This window comes from Pedobacter terrae (assembly GCF_900100705.1).
In the GTDB taxonomy this organism is placed as follows: domain Bacteria; phylum Bacteroidota; class Bacteroidia; order Sphingobacteriales; family Sphingobacteriaceae; genus Pedobacter; species Pedobacter terrae.
On sequence record NZ_FNCH01000021.1, the window covers coordinates 46,556 to 62,301 of the forward strand.

Annotated in this window: 12 protein-coding genes; 8 read left to right on the plus strand and 4 right to left on the minus strand. The window is 35.5% G+C overall.

Going from position 1 to position 15,746, the window contains the following annotated elements:
- Positions 1 to 26 precede the first annotated feature (26 nt).
- Positions 27 to 371, minus strand: a complete 345-nt coding sequence (locus BLR60_RS20550; RefSeq protein ID WP_090503323.1) for a phage holin family protein — start codon at positions 369 to 371, stop codon at positions 27 to 29.
- Between the two features lie 17 nt (positions 372 to 388).
- Between BLR60_RS20550 and BLR60_RS20555 the strand changes: the two genes are divergently transcribed.
- From BLR60_RS20555 to infB, 4 genes are all read left to right on the plus strand, one after another.
- Positions 389 to 820, plus strand: a complete 432-nt coding sequence (locus BLR60_RS20555) for a hypothetical protein (RefSeq protein ID WP_090503326.1) — start codon at positions 389 to 391, stop codon at positions 818 to 820.
- A gap of 121 nt (positions 821 to 941) precedes the next feature.
- On the plus strand, positions 942 to 1,406 hold the full coding sequence (gene rimP / locus BLR60_RS20560; protein WP_090503329.1) for a ribosome assembly cofactor RimP: 465 nt from the start codon (positions 942 to 944) through the stop codon (positions 1,404 to 1,406).
- 2 nt (positions 1,407 to 1,408) lie between these two features.
- Positions 1,409 to 2,653, plus strand: coding sequence for a transcription termination factor NusA (gene nusA, locus BLR60_RS20565; RefSeq protein WP_090503332.1), 1,245 nt, complete (start codon positions 1,409 to 1,411; stop codon positions 2,651 to 2,653).
- A gap of 59 nt (positions 2,654 to 2,712) precedes the next feature.
- Positions 2,713 to 5,778 carry a translation initiation factor IF-2 gene (infB, locus tag BLR60_RS20570; protein ID WP_090503334.1) on the plus strand — a complete coding sequence of 1,022 codons (3,066 nt, stop codon included), beginning with the start codon at positions 2,713 to 2,715 and terminating at the stop codon, positions 5,776 to 5,778.
- A 147-nt stretch (positions 5,779 to 5,925) separates the two neighbouring features.
- On the opposite strand, the gene BLR60_RS20575 is transcribed toward infB, so the two are convergent.
- Entirely contained in the window at positions 5,926 to 6,180 is a 255-nt protein-coding gene (locus tag BLR60_RS20575) for a helix-turn-helix transcriptional regulator (protein WP_090503337.1), read from the minus strand.
- A 190-nt stretch (positions 6,181 to 6,370) separates the two neighbouring features.
- Here BLR60_RS20575 and BLR60_RS20580 point away from each other — a divergent pair, with 190 nt between their 5' ends.
- The 3 genes from BLR60_RS20580 (at position 6,371) to BLR60_RS20590 (ending at position 11,175) form a co-directional block, all read left to right on the plus strand.
- The gene (locus tag BLR60_RS20580) at positions 6,371 to 7,669 is read left to right on the plus strand and encodes a S41 family peptidase (protein ID WP_090503341.1); all 1,299 of its coding nucleotides are present in this window, start codon (positions 6,371 to 6,373) and stop codon (positions 7,667 to 7,669) included.
- A 157-nt stretch (positions 7,670 to 7,826) separates the two neighbouring features.
- Entirely contained in the window at positions 7,827 to 9,326 is a 1,500-nt protein-coding gene (locus BLR60_RS20585) for an MAC/perforin domain-containing protein (RefSeq protein WP_090503343.1), read from the plus strand.
- Between the two features lie 394 nt (positions 9,327 to 9,720).
- The gene (locus BLR60_RS20590) at positions 9,721 to 11,175 is read left to right on the plus strand and encodes an MAC/perforin domain-containing protein (protein WP_090503345.1); all 1,455 of its coding nucleotides are present in this window, start codon (positions 9,721 to 9,723) and stop codon (positions 11,173 to 11,175) included.
- Between the two features lie 283 nt (positions 11,176 to 11,458).
- Here the strand turns inward: BLR60_RS20590 and BLR60_RS20595 are convergent, their stop codons facing one another.
- Complete coding sequence (locus BLR60_RS20595; RefSeq protein ID WP_090503348.1) at positions 11,459 to 12,529, minus strand: acyltransferase family protein; 1,071 nt, start codon at positions 12,527 to 12,529, stop codon at positions 11,459 to 11,461.
- Positions 12,530 to 12,605: 76 nt separating this feature from the next.
- On the opposite strand from BLR60_RS20595, the gene BLR60_RS20600 reads away from it, so the two are divergent.
- The gene (locus tag BLR60_RS20600) at positions 12,606 to 13,484 is read left to right on the plus strand and encodes a glycosyltransferase (protein WP_090503351.1); all 879 of its coding nucleotides are present in this window, start codon (positions 12,606 to 12,608) and stop codon (positions 13,482 to 13,484) included.
- Here the strand turns inward: BLR60_RS20600 and BLR60_RS20605 are convergent.
- A complete protein-coding gene (locus tag BLR60_RS20605) occupies positions 13,471 to 15,744 on the minus strand; it encodes a glycosyltransferase (protein ID WP_090503353.1) in 2,274 nt (757 codons plus the stop codon). The two genes, BLR60_RS20600 and BLR60_RS20605, sit on opposite strands and share 14 nt — an antisense overlap.
- Between the last annotated feature and the right edge of the window lie 2 nt (positions 15,745 to 15,746).

Sequence of the window (15,746 nt, forward strand, 5' to 3'; positions counted from 1 at the left end):
CAAACTCCCCACTCAAAACTTCCAACTTATTCTTTCTCTCCGGCAACCGCACTAAATATCGCTTTAATCAAAGCAACAACTATCGCTAGAAATGCTGCAGCGATAAAGCCTGAAGTGTTAAAAGAAGTCATCATATTATCAACCAGTAAAATCATTAACACGGTGATGATAAATGATACTAATCCTAAGGTTAGAAAATTGATTGGGAAAGTTAGTAGCCTTAGGATGAATCCGATTGTTGCATTTGCAAGCGCAATAAGCACAGAAGCAATAATTGCATTTCCGAAGCCGTCAATACTGACGCCCGGCACCAGTTTTGCGCCTATAAAAAATGCTAGTCCTGTTAACAGGATTTCGATAATAAATCTCATAATTGTTATTTTTGTAAATGTTTAAACGCTATTTTACATGTTCGGTTATCGTTTGGGTTTCCATATCCGCATTTTCATGTTCGAATAGAAACAATAAACCTGTCATTAAGTTTTCAAGAGATAGTACTTCAATCATCATTAAAAATATTGATGAAGCAAGTCTCTTGCAGGTTAAAAATGCTTATCACAACAAAGCAGATACAATTAACATGATGTCTGTTTTGATAAAGCCAGGTGATAAGGATAGTATTCAGGATGAGCAGGAGGTGCCTGGAAAGATTGAAATAAAAGGCGATTCACTTGTATTTAGTCCCGATCAGCCTTTTCTAAGGGGTAAAGAATATCTGGTAGAAAGTTACATTGGCGTAAAATTTGCAACCGTTGGAGATCTGATTCTGGGTAAGGGTAATCAGAATTTAAAAGCACAGCAACAAACACTTAAACGGTAATAATCAGCATAATAATTAGTGCCGGTGTTTGATTTTTTATAAAAAATTACTACATTTGCATCGTAATCGAAGAAAAGAGAAGGGGACAATGTCCCCTTTTTCTATGAAATCAGGTTAAAATATGCAGGTAGAAAAGAGAGTTGCAGCCCTCGTAGAGGAAAAAATTGCAGATCGGCCAGAACTGTTTTTGGTTGAAGTGAAAATGTTGCCAAACAATAAATTGATTATTCATGTTGATGGCGACGAAGGTATTAGCATACAGGATTGTGTAGCCATAAGCAGGCATGTTGGTTTTCATCTCGAAGAGGAAAATACAATAGAACAGGCTTATAATTTAGAAGTTTCTTCGCCGGGTGTTGGCGAGCCTTTAAAATTAATCCGTCAGTACAATAAAAATGTTGGTCGTACGGTAAGCATTAAGTTGAAAGAAGGATTAAAAAAGGAAGGAAAACTGCTGGCGGTTACAGAGGATAATCTGCTGATTGAAGAATCGGTTAAAGAAAAAGGGAAAAAAGCGGTAGCAAAACAAACAGATGTTCCGTTTAATGATATATTAGAAACAAGTGTGTTAATTTCATTTAAGTAAGAATGAGTACTACAACAATTAATTTGATCGACTCTTTTCAAGAGTTTAAAGATTTCAAAAATATAGATCGCCCAACAGTGATCAGTGTGCTGGAAGAAGTTTTTCGTAGCATGTTGCGTAAAAAATACGGAACAGACGAAAACTGTGATGTGATTGTGAATCCTGATAATGGGGATTTGGAGATCTGGAGAACGAGAAAAGTGATGGAAGATGGATTTTCTGAGGATGATGATTTAGAGATCGAACTTGCTGATGTACACAAACTTGACCCAACTTTAGAAGTTGGTGATGACTATATTGAACAGATCACGCTGGAAAGCTTCGGTCGCAGAGCGATTTTAGCCGCACGCCAAACACTTGTTTCTAAAGTATTGGAATTAGAAAAGGATGAAATTTTCAAAAAATATAAAGATCGCGTTGGTGAAATTGTAACCGGCGAGGTTTATCAGGTTTGGAAGAAAGAAACTTTGGTTTTAGATGATGAAGGTAACGAACTTTTAATGCCTAAAACCGAGCAGATTCCTGCTGATTATTTCAAAAAAGGCGATTCTGTAAGAGCAGTAATCTCTAAAGTAGAAATGATCAATGCTAACCCGAAGATTATTATTTCGAGAACGGCACCAGAATTTTTACAACGCCTGTTCGAACAGGAAGTTCCGGAAATTTTCGACGGTTTAATTACCATTAAGAAAATTGTTCGTGAACCAGGAGAACGTGCTAAAGTTGCAGTTGAATCTTACGATGACCGTATAGATCCGGTTGGAGCATGTGTGGGTATGAAAGGATCACGTATTCACGGAATCGTTAGGGAGTTGAAAAACGAAAATATTGATGTGATTAACTTCACTAATAATATCTCATTATATATTACCCGTGCTTTGAGCCCGGCTAAAATCACTTCTATTAAATTGGATGATGAAACTAAACACGCATCGGTTTACTTAAAACCAGATCAGGTTTCATTGGCCATTGGACGTGGCGGACATAACATTAAACTAGCTGGTAAATTAACCGGTTACGAAATTGATGTATACCGTGAAGCAGGTGAAGAAAGCGACGAGGATGTGGATTTGGAAGAATTCTCAGATGAGATTGATAGCTGGATTATCGATGAATTAAAGGCTATCGGGTGCGATACTGCTAAGAGTGTTTTGGCACTTACAGTGGAAGATTTGGTAAAACGCACCGACTTAGAAGAAGAGACCATTAAAGAAGTGGTTCAGATTTTACAGTCAGAATTTGAATAAGTGGTGTAATTGCCAAATAAACACTACTTTTGTATTATTATAAAAATAACAGGAGCTAAATGTCAGACGACAAACCAATCATTTTAATTAAAGCTATTAAAGAACTTAATATAGGCATGGGTACGGCCGTTGAGTTTTTAAACAAAAAGGGATTCTCTGCCGAGAAAAGCCCTATGTTTAAACTTACGGGAGAGATGTATAATGCCTTATTAAAAGAGTATCAGGGAGATAAGATCGTAAGAGAAGAAGCCAAACAAATAGTGATTGGTAAAATACGTCGCGACGAGCCTGAAACTGAAAAGCCAGTAGAAGCGCCGAAGAAAAATGCCGATTTTGAGAAGAATGAAGAGATTTTAATTAAAAATACTCAATCATTTACCCCTCCGGTAGAAAAACCAAAGGCTGTAGAAACACCTAAGGAAGAAGCGCCAACACCAGCACCTGCGGCAGCAGTAGAACCAGTAAAAGAAAATAAGGCTGAAGAAACCGGATTACCTGGGGTTAAAGTTGTGGGCAAGATCGATTTAAATGATCTTAATCCGAAAACGCGCCCAGCTAAAAAAGAAGAAACTCCTGCTGCGCCAGCGCCTGTTGTAGAACCAACAGTAGTTAAAACACCAGAGCCTGTAAAAGCAGTGGAACAGCCTAAAACGGAAGAAAAACCAGTTGAGGTTAAAAAGGAAGAAACTCCTGTTGCACCAGTGCCAGTAGCAGAAACACCAGTGGTGAAAGCACCAGAGCCTGTAAAACCAGTTGAACAGCCTAAGGCCGAAGAGAAACCAGCTGAAACAAAGCCGGTAAGCAACGAACCTGAGGTCATTAAAGCACGTACCGTTAAATTAACAGGTCCGAATATTATTGGTAAAATTGTTTTACCAACAACACCGGACAGAAGAAATGGTCCAGTAGCGTCATCTAGCGATAGCGAAGCTGCTAAACGTAAGCGTAAACGCAAGAAAACTCCAGGAGCTCCTGGTCAACCAGGCCAGCAAGGTGGTCAGGGTCAGCACAATCCTGCAGGTCAGGGCGGTGCACCAGGTCAGCCTCGTCAACCTTACCAGGGTAACAGGCCAGCTAGCGGCACGCCATATCAAGGTAACAGGCCTGCCGGACAAGGTGGAACTCCTTATCAAGGAAATAGAAATAACAACAATAACAGACCGGGTTTCCAAAACAGAAATGCTACACCAAGCGGACCTAAAGAAGAACCTACTGAGAAAGAAATTCAAGATCAGATTAAGGCAACACTTGCCCGTTTAAGTGGTGCAGGTAAATCGGGTAAATTTGCACAACGTGCTAAATTACGTCGTCAGAAACGTGATGATGTTGCTTATAATGCAGAAGAAGCCGCAAATGAGCTTGAATCGCAATCGAAAATATTAAAAGTAACAGAATTTGTTACCGCAAATGAGTTAGCAAACATGATGGACGTACCGGTTACCAAAATTATTGGTACCTGTATGAGCCTGGGTATGTTTGTTTCCATCAATCAACGTTTAGATGCTGAAACCTTAACCATCGTTGCCGATGAGTTTGGCTACGAAATTCAATTCGTTAAACCTGATGAAGATGAGGAAAACGTAATTGAAGAGGAAGATAACGAGGCAGATTTAATCGAAAGAGCTCCGGTTGTTACGATTATGGGTCACGTCGATCACGGTAAAACTTCATTGCTGGATTATATTCGTAAGGCAAATGTGGTAGCTGGTGAGGCAGGTGGTATTACCCAGCACATTGGTGCTTACATGGTAACCACGCCAACTGGTAAAAAAGTAACTTTCTTAGATACTCCAGGTCACGAAGCCTTTACGGCGATGCGTGCACGTGGTGCCAAAGCAGCAGATATTGCCATTATTGTTATTGCGGCCGATGATGCAGTGATGCCTCAAACAAAAGAGGCCATTAATCACGCACAGGCAGCAGGCGTACCATTGGTATTTGCTTTCACTAAAGTAGATAAACCAGGGGCCAATGCAGATAAAGTACGTGAGCAATTGTCTGTAATGAATATCCTGGTTGAAGATTGGGGTGGTAAATACCAATCACAGGAAATCTCAAGCAAAAGCGGCTTAAATGTTGATTTGCTTTTAGATAAAGTATTATTAGAAGCTGAGTTATTAGAACTGAAAGCCAATCCGAATAAACGTGCTACAGGTACAGTAATCGAATCGGCATTAGATAAAGGACGTGGTATTGTAACTACAGTATTGGTTCAGGGTGGTACCTTAAAAGTTGGTGATCCGATCTTGGCGGGTAGTTACAGCGGACGTGTTAAGGCATTAACCAATGAGCGTGGTGCCAAAGTAGAATCTGCTGGTCCATCACAGCCGGTACAGGTTTTGGGTATGCAGGGTGCGCCTACAGCAGGTGATCGATTTAATGCTCTGGAAAGTGAACCCGAAGCACGTGATATTGCAAACAAACGGATGCAGTTACAACGCGAGCAGGGCTTACGTACACAGAAACACATTACTTTGGATGAGATTGGTCGTCGTTTGGCCATCGGTAACTTTAAAGAGCTTAATATCATTGTTAAAGGTGATGTGGATGGTTCAATTGAGGCATTGTCAGATTCATTACTGAAACTATCTACAGAGCAGATCCAGATCAATATCATCAGTAAAGGTGTTGGTCAGATTTCTGAATCTGATGTGTTGCTGGCTTCGGCTTCAGATGCGATTATTATCGGTTTCCAGGTTCGTCCATCAACAGGTGCACGTAAACTGGCAGAAGCTGAGCAGATTGATATCCGCTTATATTCTATCATCTACGATGCGATCAACGAGATCAAATCAGCAATGGAAGGTATGTTGGATCCGGAATTTGAAGAAAAAATTGTGGCTAACGTGGAGATCCGCGAAACATTCAAAATCACTAAAGTGGGTACCATTGCAGGTTGTATGGTATTGGATGGTAAAATTACCCGTAACAGCAAAATCCGTATCGTTAGAGATGGTGTTGTAGTATATACAGGTGAGTTGGCATCTTTAAAACGCTATAAGGATGATGTGAAAGAAGTATCGAAAGGTTACGAGTGTGGTTTAAATATCCAGAACTTTAACAACATCGAAGTAGGCGATATTGTAGAAGCTTATGAACAGGTTGAAGTAGCAAGAAAACTTTAATTAGTTTAAGAAATATGATTTAAAGTGACCTCAAAAGGGTCACTTTTTTTATATCTATGAATTTTAATCTCAGAATTATCGAATAATTTTGAGTTTATATCTTAAATTAGATTATAGCTTGGTAATGAGAAGTTAATAAATACCGCCTCAAAAATATTGGCGTGCTTTATGTTTTTGGGAAACTACTTTAGCTTTTTTGAAGCCTGATTGCATGATAATATCCTGAATGGAAATTTCGTAAAGGTCGGCTATTTTACCAAGTTGTGAAAGCGAAAAATCCACCTCATTGTTTTCCCATTTTCGATAAGCAACCCTGCTTATCCCAATTACATCAGCGGCGTATTGCTGTGTATAGCTATACTTATCTCTGTACCTTCTTAAGGTAACCCCTATATCTAACATATCAAGAAACGTTAACGGCTATGTATTTTTACTATTTACTTATTGTAAATTTAATAATGTAAATAATGATAATAAGGAATTGTCAAAAGTAGTAAATAAAATCAGTTTATTTGCGTAGGTTTTAAATTGTTCAAAAACAAATAATAACTAAAAGTATCGGTGTATTTTAATTAAACTTTAGCTTTAAAAATTGAAAATCTATAATAAAGGCTGTACGTATGATAAATCCATAAAAGGTATTCTCTTTTTATTTCTGATAGTGGCTTATACCGGCTGTAAAAAAGACAAGCCGATCGGCATGAATGAGGAAGAAGTTGTTTCACCAACTACAGGTACACGAATTGAATTTACGCTTGATTCTATTTTTTTGTATGCGAAACAGATTTATTTGTGGAACGATGTTTTGCCCGGTTACAGCACTTTTAAACCAAGAGAAAAATACAGCAATGCCCAATCCGAAATAAGTGCATTTAGAAATGAACTTTTCGATATCTCCCAATTTAAACTTAATCAGGTAACGGGTAAGCCATTTGAGCTTTCAACTTACAATAACTTACCAAAGTACTCCTACCTCCAGATAGGAAGGACTACCGACGGAGGGAATCGGGCCGGGCAAATCAACGGAGAAGCTGTGTTGGCTAAACGCCTTATTCATTTAGACGACAAGGTGATTGCTTACGTAGCCTTAGGTTCATTCCCATCTTTAAGCAATACTAAATCTAACTTAAATCAGGTTTTTGATGAAATAGCCATAGATAAACCTAAATATCTGATTTTAGATTTACGTTCTAATGGCGGCGGTTATGTTGAAACAGCAGAGTATGTTGCTAATCTAATCGCTCCCAGGACATTAAATGGCAAAATAATGTATTCAGAGCAATTTAATCCAACGCTCCAAAATGGTAGGGCAACAATTCTGCGTCACCAGCCCTACCTGGATGAGAATGGAAAAACTATTATGTATAATGGACGCCTGGCAACACTGGCCGATGTTGATTATACAGAAAGTGGGAATACATATAAATTCAATAAAAAGGGAAATCTTGAATCAATACAAGATGTGTATATAATCGTATCTACACGGACGGCATCGGCTAGCGAATTATTGATCAGCTGTTTAAAACCTTATTTCAACGTGAAGTTAATAGGCGAAAAGACTTATGGAAAACCGGTTGGTTTCTTCGCTGTTAATATTGATCAGTATAGTGTTTACCTGAGCAGTTTCCTTATTAAAAATGCGCAAGGATGGTCTGATTACTTTAATGGTATGGAACCTGATTTGAATATTATTATGCCTGACAATCCGATATTAGGTGATCCAGAAGAACCATGTTTAAAGGCTACAATCGCCTTAATTGATAGAAAGATTCAAGTTCAACCTAAAAAAAGCGGCAGTGTTTTAAAGCAGAGATCAAATACAGCCCCTGTATTAGTTAACAGTATGGATTCTATTGGGATTATCGAAAATAGGTTGAAGTTGAAACATTAGTTTCAAATGAGCTTGTTTTGATTATTAACTGTAAGTATTATTATATTATTAGAATTAATAATACACAAAAGTATTTAAAAATTTATATTGATAACCCTGCCTTACCATAATTAATTTTTCTTGTCGGTAGTTTTGTAAAAAAATAACAAATACTTACATGAAAAACAATTACAAATTAAAGGCTATTTGCTTGCTGTGTGTGATTACAGCGGCATTTGGCAGTTGCAAGAAAAATGGACTTGCAGAAGAGAAAGGACTTATAGGGAATCATAAAAATTTAGCAATTGCTGGCGACGGTAAGTGGGATTTGTTGGGGCATGGTTATGATGTGACCGGCGAGTTATTCGAAAGAGAGAGCGCTTCTGATGTATCTATAATTGATATAGATAGATTTAACATAGATTATCCAGGTAGAATTGTTACACCTACAGATTCAAAAGGGGATTACGAAGTGTATTATGGTGCTAATGCCTATGATTACATAAAAGATGTTAATAACAAGAGAACTTTTGGTGGTACCGGAACAGGCGGAGACTCGAAAGGAGACTCACTTTATGGTACGGCAAATTTTTCTAAAACAAACGAAAATCAAAATATCTATACATACAATGGTAAATATTCCTATGCAACTTATGAGTCATGGTATAGGATAAAAACTATTGATTTTACAGGGGACGCTACTGTGGATTTATTAAGAAATTATTTAACACCATTATTTCTCGCTAATTTGGCTAATTACAGTCCAGAACAATTGGTTGATAGATACGGAACACATGTGCTCCTAGGTATTGACATAGGAGGTCGTTTGAGATATGACTATAAAGGAGCTATCGTTAAGGAAACTACATTTGACCGAAAAGTTCGCGCAATAAAAGCAGGATTCTCTATTGGCATAGCGAAAATATTCAGTGTTGATCTAAGTGCAGATGTAAACAAAGAAGAAAAAACAACAATTTCAAATGAGACGACAGAGAAATTGTTTAGAGGTACATTCTACGGTGGTAATAATTCTGGAACCAGTTTTTCAGGTGATGCATTAGGAAATACTTCTACAAACATCAATCTTATTAGTTGGCAGCAAAGTATTAATGTTAATAATGCATCATTAATTGATATTAACAAATCTGTACCTCTTGATGAATTTATTAGCGACCCGGTGAAGAAAGAGCAGGTTAAAATCGCAATTAAAAAACATATCGCTGATAAGCAAATAAAGCTAGCTCCTCAGGAGATTTATGAGTTTTATACTCCTAGCTTAGACAAGCACGCGTATAACATAAATTCTAATATGCACCTTCAATATATAAGTGATGCTTGGCACCCAAATGGTCAGCCATTTAAAGCCTATTCAACTCCTTATAATAATGCTGTTCCTATTTATCAACATTATAATGGACAATTAAATGACCGTATACTTTGGGCTGATCCGAACCCAGGATGGGGAGGATACAACCAAGATGGGATATTATTTTATGCATATACAACAAATGTAACGGGAACTGTACCTGTATATTCATTTATAAAGTCTCGCTTTCAAAAACTACCATTTAATCGTTCCGTTCTTGTTGGTCGCGATCATTATTATAGTTCAAATAATAAGCCTTTTAATGCTGATTGGACGAATGATGGTATTGCATTTTATGCTTTTCCAAACTAAAGCTAGATTAGCTTAAAATGTCATTATTAAAAAGACAAATTGGTGCATTAGAAAAGCATAACACAGATTTTTTATTGACCAGTCAAATTATTACAAGGGTCTCAATAATTAGTTGAGGTCCTTTTTTTACCCATCACTTTTATTCTTTCTTAAACCAAAGCAAAAATCGTGAATTGTTTATTCATAAGGTCCAGACCCGGATGTTTTAACAAGCTTTTCGTTTTAGGGAAATAACGTAAATTCTTTTAGTTATAAATCAGGATATTTTATGCACTGTATTATCAATTTATCTGTTTAATTCTATTACAATTTATTATCATAATTGATAACCCTGCCTTGTCATAATTAATTTTTCTTGTCGGTAGTTTTGTAAAAAAATAACAAATAAATACTAATGAAAAACAATTACAAATTAAAAATTATTTACCTGCTGTGCGTGGTTACCGCTGCATTTAGCAGTTGCAAGAAGAATGAACTTGCAGAAGAAAAGGGGTTAGCTAATAATCACCACAATTTTGCCTTTACTGGACATCCGATCTATCATGTTTTGGGATATGGTTACGATGTAACAGGAAGATTAGCGAATGCACAATCAGCCAAATTATCTGTATTGAATATTGATAAATATATTAGTGAAAATCCGGCACTTTTTAGTCTAAATGACGACGTCAACGACTATTTTGAATATTCATATGGTGAAAATGTGGAGAGTTATTCTAAAAAATTAACTCAAAAATATCACCTAGGTTTAGATTTAAATTTTCTTAAAGTGGCAAAATTATTTAAAACGGAGTTAAATGCCTCTTTTGCTAAGAAAGACAGTGCTTATGCCAAATACGTTTACGCTAGTGTGCGAAAAATGATTAAACAAAGAAGCATGAAGATATATTTTACCAAAGAAAATCTTATAAATAATTATTTAACCGATCAGTTTAAATCTGATCTAGTATCATTATCTGCTACAGCTTTGGTTGAACGTTATGGAACACATGTATTAACTGATATTGAACTTGGAGCTCGCTTAGATATGAATTACGAAGCTCAAACGAACAATAGTAAAAGAGAAGAAGCAGCAACAGCTGGTGCAAGTCTTAGTGTAGGTAAAATTTTTAACGTCTCTGCAGATATTACGACAAATAGTGTGGATGCTAATTCTAATTTTAACCAAAGACTATATTATAATTCAGTTGGAGGTGATGGAAGTAAAAGTCTAATCGGGGAGATAGCATTAGATAATAGTACTCTCAAAATAAATATTGCTAATTGGCAAAGTTCGTGCACTAGAGATAACGCAGCTTTGATTAATATTGGGCAGGATGGTTTACTATCATTAGAAGATTTAGTAAGTGATCCGGTTAAGAAACAAGAGGTAAAAGCTGCCGTTGAAAAATATATTATTGATAGACAGATGATTCTTGTACCTGAAAAATATACTCCTTCTCCAGTTGGGGTTTATTATAGTCAGGGTTTAAATGTCTGGAGGTATGAATTTAATATTGATAATATTCCATATCTACGTGACGGAAGCTGGCAATATAAGCAAACTTATTTTTCTGCATTTAAAGTGCAAGCGACTGGTACAGTTCCTGTTTACGAGTATTGGGCTCCGACAACGAATGATTGTCTTTGGGATCGGAATGCCAATTTGTCTAGTGACCCATATTGGCACTTCGGTGGAATTAAATTTTATGCTTATGCGACACAACAACCAGGTACCGTTCCAATTTATCGATATTATCATCACAGGTCAAGAAGGTCACATTTTTTAGGGCCAGATCCAGGTAGGCCATATCCACAGAATGAATGGACAAATGAAGGAGTGGCTTTTTATGCCTTTCCCGCACAATAAAACATTGCTTTTTAGTTGTTTGAAGAAACTTTATCATAAGTCTATTTTTCAAAACACTTGCGAAATTAAATTTTAAGGAAGTTTTACGTTAAACTAAAAGGGATAGATGTTCAATTTGAACATCTATCCCTTTTTCATTTAATCTTTTTTTAATAGGAAAACAAATTATGTATCATGATGATTTTTCCGATTTTAGTTACGATACTCTTTTTATTATATCTGAATGATAATAAATTTCGAATAATTGATAGTTTATAATTTTGTATTGGGTTGAATGTAAGAATTATTGGCCTACTGTCCATTTCCATTTTTTAGATCTTCCTATGTAATAAACTATTGTATAGGTTGAAGCATAAATTAAAATAAAGATTGCAAATTGTAGGAAGAACAGGTTCCAAACGCTTTCATTGGCGTACACAATTTTCAAGGGCCGCAAAATCATCGGAAGAAATATAATGATAAGGATATGGTGAAGTAAGTGGATTCCAAAGGTCATTGATCTTGGTTTCAGTTTTTCGATAGCCTCGAAGTTGCAGTATTTGTAAAGAACTAGGAACGATACTAGAGAAAAAATAATATTTGAAAATCTTAAAGTATTTCCAGAATCATTAGATCCTAAATGGATCAGATTAATAGTTTCGGCACATGATATGATAAAGGTTATCAGCGTAGCGCCAAATAGTAACCAAAAGGGCTGTTTAGTTATCCATTCGTTGTATTGATCAAAATATTTATGTAAAATAACACCCAGCCATAAATAAAATACAAACCCCAGTAGAGCCGTTGTATGCCCTGTTGGGATCCAATCATAGTACAGATTCACGGAATAGAAAAGGGATAGCAACCCTAGAATTGCACCGAACATTAAATTATACATGTATTTTCTAAAAACCAGTAAAATGGTAATACATAGCATAAAATTGATAATAAACCAAAAGCTTGTCTGAACAATAATAAAATGGATTCTATCAAATATATACTCCAGTGGGTGTGTAAAACCCAAGGCATCAGAATGTTTTAAATAACGTACACCCTGATCAATATAAAAGAGTACCATAAAAATGGTTACCCAAAATATCCAGGGCTTAAAGGTTGTGTTCAATCTTCTGCCTAAATATTGCTTTGTAGTATACTGATTAAATTTATCTCCGATTAGAAATCCTGCAAGTATAAAAAATACAATGGTTCCGAATTTTATGAACTGCAAAGAAACTGTTTGAATAATTTGCTCGTGAAGTGTATTTAATTTTAAGCCTAAGAAAGGAGAACTATGTTCCATTACAATTCCTATCATAGCTATAAACCTCATCGTATCGATAAAATCGTAATTTTTAACAGTGTTTTTTGTAGTCATTTGGTGCAATTTTACGAAATTTGAAATATTTATTTGTATATCTTTCTTGTTTCATAAGTGTAAAAAATGTTAATTTATGATTAGTGTAATAATTTGTTCTATTGATAAAATGTTGCTTAAAGCTGTTAGTCAAAATATTACAGCAACCATTGGGGTAGAACATGAAATTATTGCAATTGATAATCTGAACTCGAATAAAGGGATTTGCGAAGTATATAATGAAGGCGTAGAACTGGCTAAATACCCGTTATTGTGCTTTTTACACGAGGATATTAAGCTAAAAACTCATGATTGGGGTAAAACTGTTGTAAATATTTTTCGTGAAAATAAAGTAGGACTATTAGGCGTTGCTGGTAGCACTTATAGATCTATTGTACCCTCTGGTTGGTTTCCTCCACATGAATTTGGCACTGCAAGCTGGAGGCTAAATATCATTCAAGGCTCCCGTTATAAAATCAAAGCAGAAAAATACGAATATTTTAACCCACGAAAAGAAAATATAAGTAAAGTAACTTGTATCGATGGCGTTTGGTTTTGTACAACAAAGAAAATTGCCCAGGAAATTAAATTTGATAATCATTTATTGTCTGGTTTTCATGGGTATGATATTGATTACTCACTGGCCGTTGGACAGCATTATGAGGTATTAGTTAGTTATGATATCCTTCTCTCACATGCCTCTGATGGAAATTTTAATGATGAATGGTTAAAACAACTTATTAAAGTTCAGCATAAATACTGCGAAATTCTTCCAATTGATTATCAAGGTTATGAAAAAGAGGAAGCGGCTAAAAGCGAATCATTATCCCTTAAACGTTTTTTACGAGAAATCATACAGAATAGAAATTTCACGGTGCAAGAACGCAAAAATATTTTGAAGACTTATTATCTACAAAATCAAATAGGAGCTTTTAAGTATTTAAAATTTTTATATAAGCTAGTTAGGACAAGATAGAATCTATAATAGGTCGAATATGATCTGGGTGATAACTTTTTATAAGTTTTTTAGCGTTATTAGATATCCGCTCCCAAAGGGCCCTATTTTCGTAAAGCTTTAAAATCTGGTTTGCAAATTCATTCGCAGTTGCAGCAAGCAAGTAGTCCTGTTCGGAAATTAATCCAATACCCTCAGCGCCTATTGATGAGGTAACTACCGGCAAAGCGTAGCTCAGGCTTTGACCAATTTTTCCTTTCATGCCAGCTCCAAACCTTAATGGAGCGGCAAATACACGGCTATTGTTAAAGTAATCAGATACATCTTCCAAATATCCGGTTACATGAATTTTTTCAGAAGCTAATTCCATTACTTCATTGTTAGGGTTGCTTCCGAGCAATGTTAACTTGATGGTAGGATTTTTAGCCCAAACTAAGGGCATGATTTCTCTTGAAAGATACTTAACAGCATCAATGTTAGGTTTATGCGCATAACCACCGATAAAAATTATACCTGACCTTTCTTCAAATGGAATAGCATTGTTATTTTCTTGGCTGATATGGATATTTGGGATTACTGTTGTTTTTGCTATTCCATAATTTTCCAATAGCTCTTTTTCATCATTTGTAATGGCGATTGTGATGTCTGCAGCTTTGGCAAATGCCAGTTCTTGTTCTTTGGTTTTATTTGCACTTTGTTTTAGTTCAGTATTATTAAGTAATTCTGCTTCACGTTCTTCCCGCAAAAAATGTAAATCAATGGTATCATAAATCCACTTAATTTTGGGATTATGATTAAATAAGAATTCAAATTCTTTGTTGTTCTGTGGTTTACAAATCCAGGCAACATCTATGGTATCTAACTTATTTAGTAAAAGCTTAATCATGCTTTTCCGATTTGGGAAACGGTATAGGATTTCTACCCCCATATTTGTTAACTGTTCAAAGTACATATTTTTTTTAAGTCCGTCATTTGGTACGAAAACTATATGATGCTTTAAGGATATGAGTATTTTAATGATGTGCACAAGTCTAACCGATCCTGAATCTTTATCAGGTTCTGGTATGGTGTCATCAATGATAAGAATTGTTTTATTTTTTTTATGCTTTGTTAAAGATGATAATATACTGTTTTGATATGGATAATTAGGGAGTTGATTATGCCATTTTTGAGCAAACTTTTCTTTGTTTACTACCTGAAACCTTTTTATTGGATGTTTCTCGATATCCCTGCCTGAACTTATTCCTTCAAAATGGATCAGCTGCGATAATGGCTGATAGATTACTTTTTTATCAAGGATATGTTTAACAGATAAACACAGATCAGTATCTTCATAATATGCCGGAATGTAGCGTAGATCAAAATAATCTAATTTTTGTAGATCTACATTTCTAATCAATATGCTTGCACCCGAGCAGTAATCTACTTCTCTAATGAAATTATAACTTGGATGTGTTGGATCTTGATTATTGCCATAATTTGCCGCATTTGCATCCGAAAAAACAAGCCCTCCAGCCTCTTGAAGGAATCCATTCGCATAGATAAGCTTACTTCCCACGACTCCAATCTGCTCATCATTAAATGGTATCAATAAATTTTCAAGCCAATTGATATTTACCTGTGTATCATTGTTCAGGAAACATACATATTCGCCTTTTGCCTGCCTTGCCCCATTGTTTGATGATATGAGAAAACCGCTGTTCGCTTTGTTACGAATATATTTTATTCCAGATGAATTCGATTTAAAAAACTTTTCTGTCCCATCAGATGAGCAATCATCAACAATAATTACCTCATAAGATAAAGAAGAAGGAGCATTGTTTGATAGTGAAAGCAAACAATTATAGGTGTATGATAAATTGTTAAAAACGGGTATTACAATACTTATGCGGGGGATATCATTCGCAATAAACTTAATCTGTTTTTTTAGAATTTTTTCTTCGGGAAGAAGTGGTAATATCGTTTCTGGAATGAAATACCTATAACCAAAAAGAGTACCGCATATATCAAATAGTTTATTATGTGCGATATTTAAACCTTTAGAAGGGTAAATGGGAGAATATTTTTTAAATACAAGCGTATAAAATGCCTTATAAGCTTTTTTATGAAACGTGATAGCTGATGCTAAAACCAGCAAAAGCCTTAATAAATATTTTGGATAAAACTTTGGATTTAGATAGAAATATGCTGATTTGCCAGAAATAACCCCATGATTATATTTTGAAATAATTTTACGGTTGTTATTTTGGTTTAATTTATCAATCCACTTATAAATTTTCATTC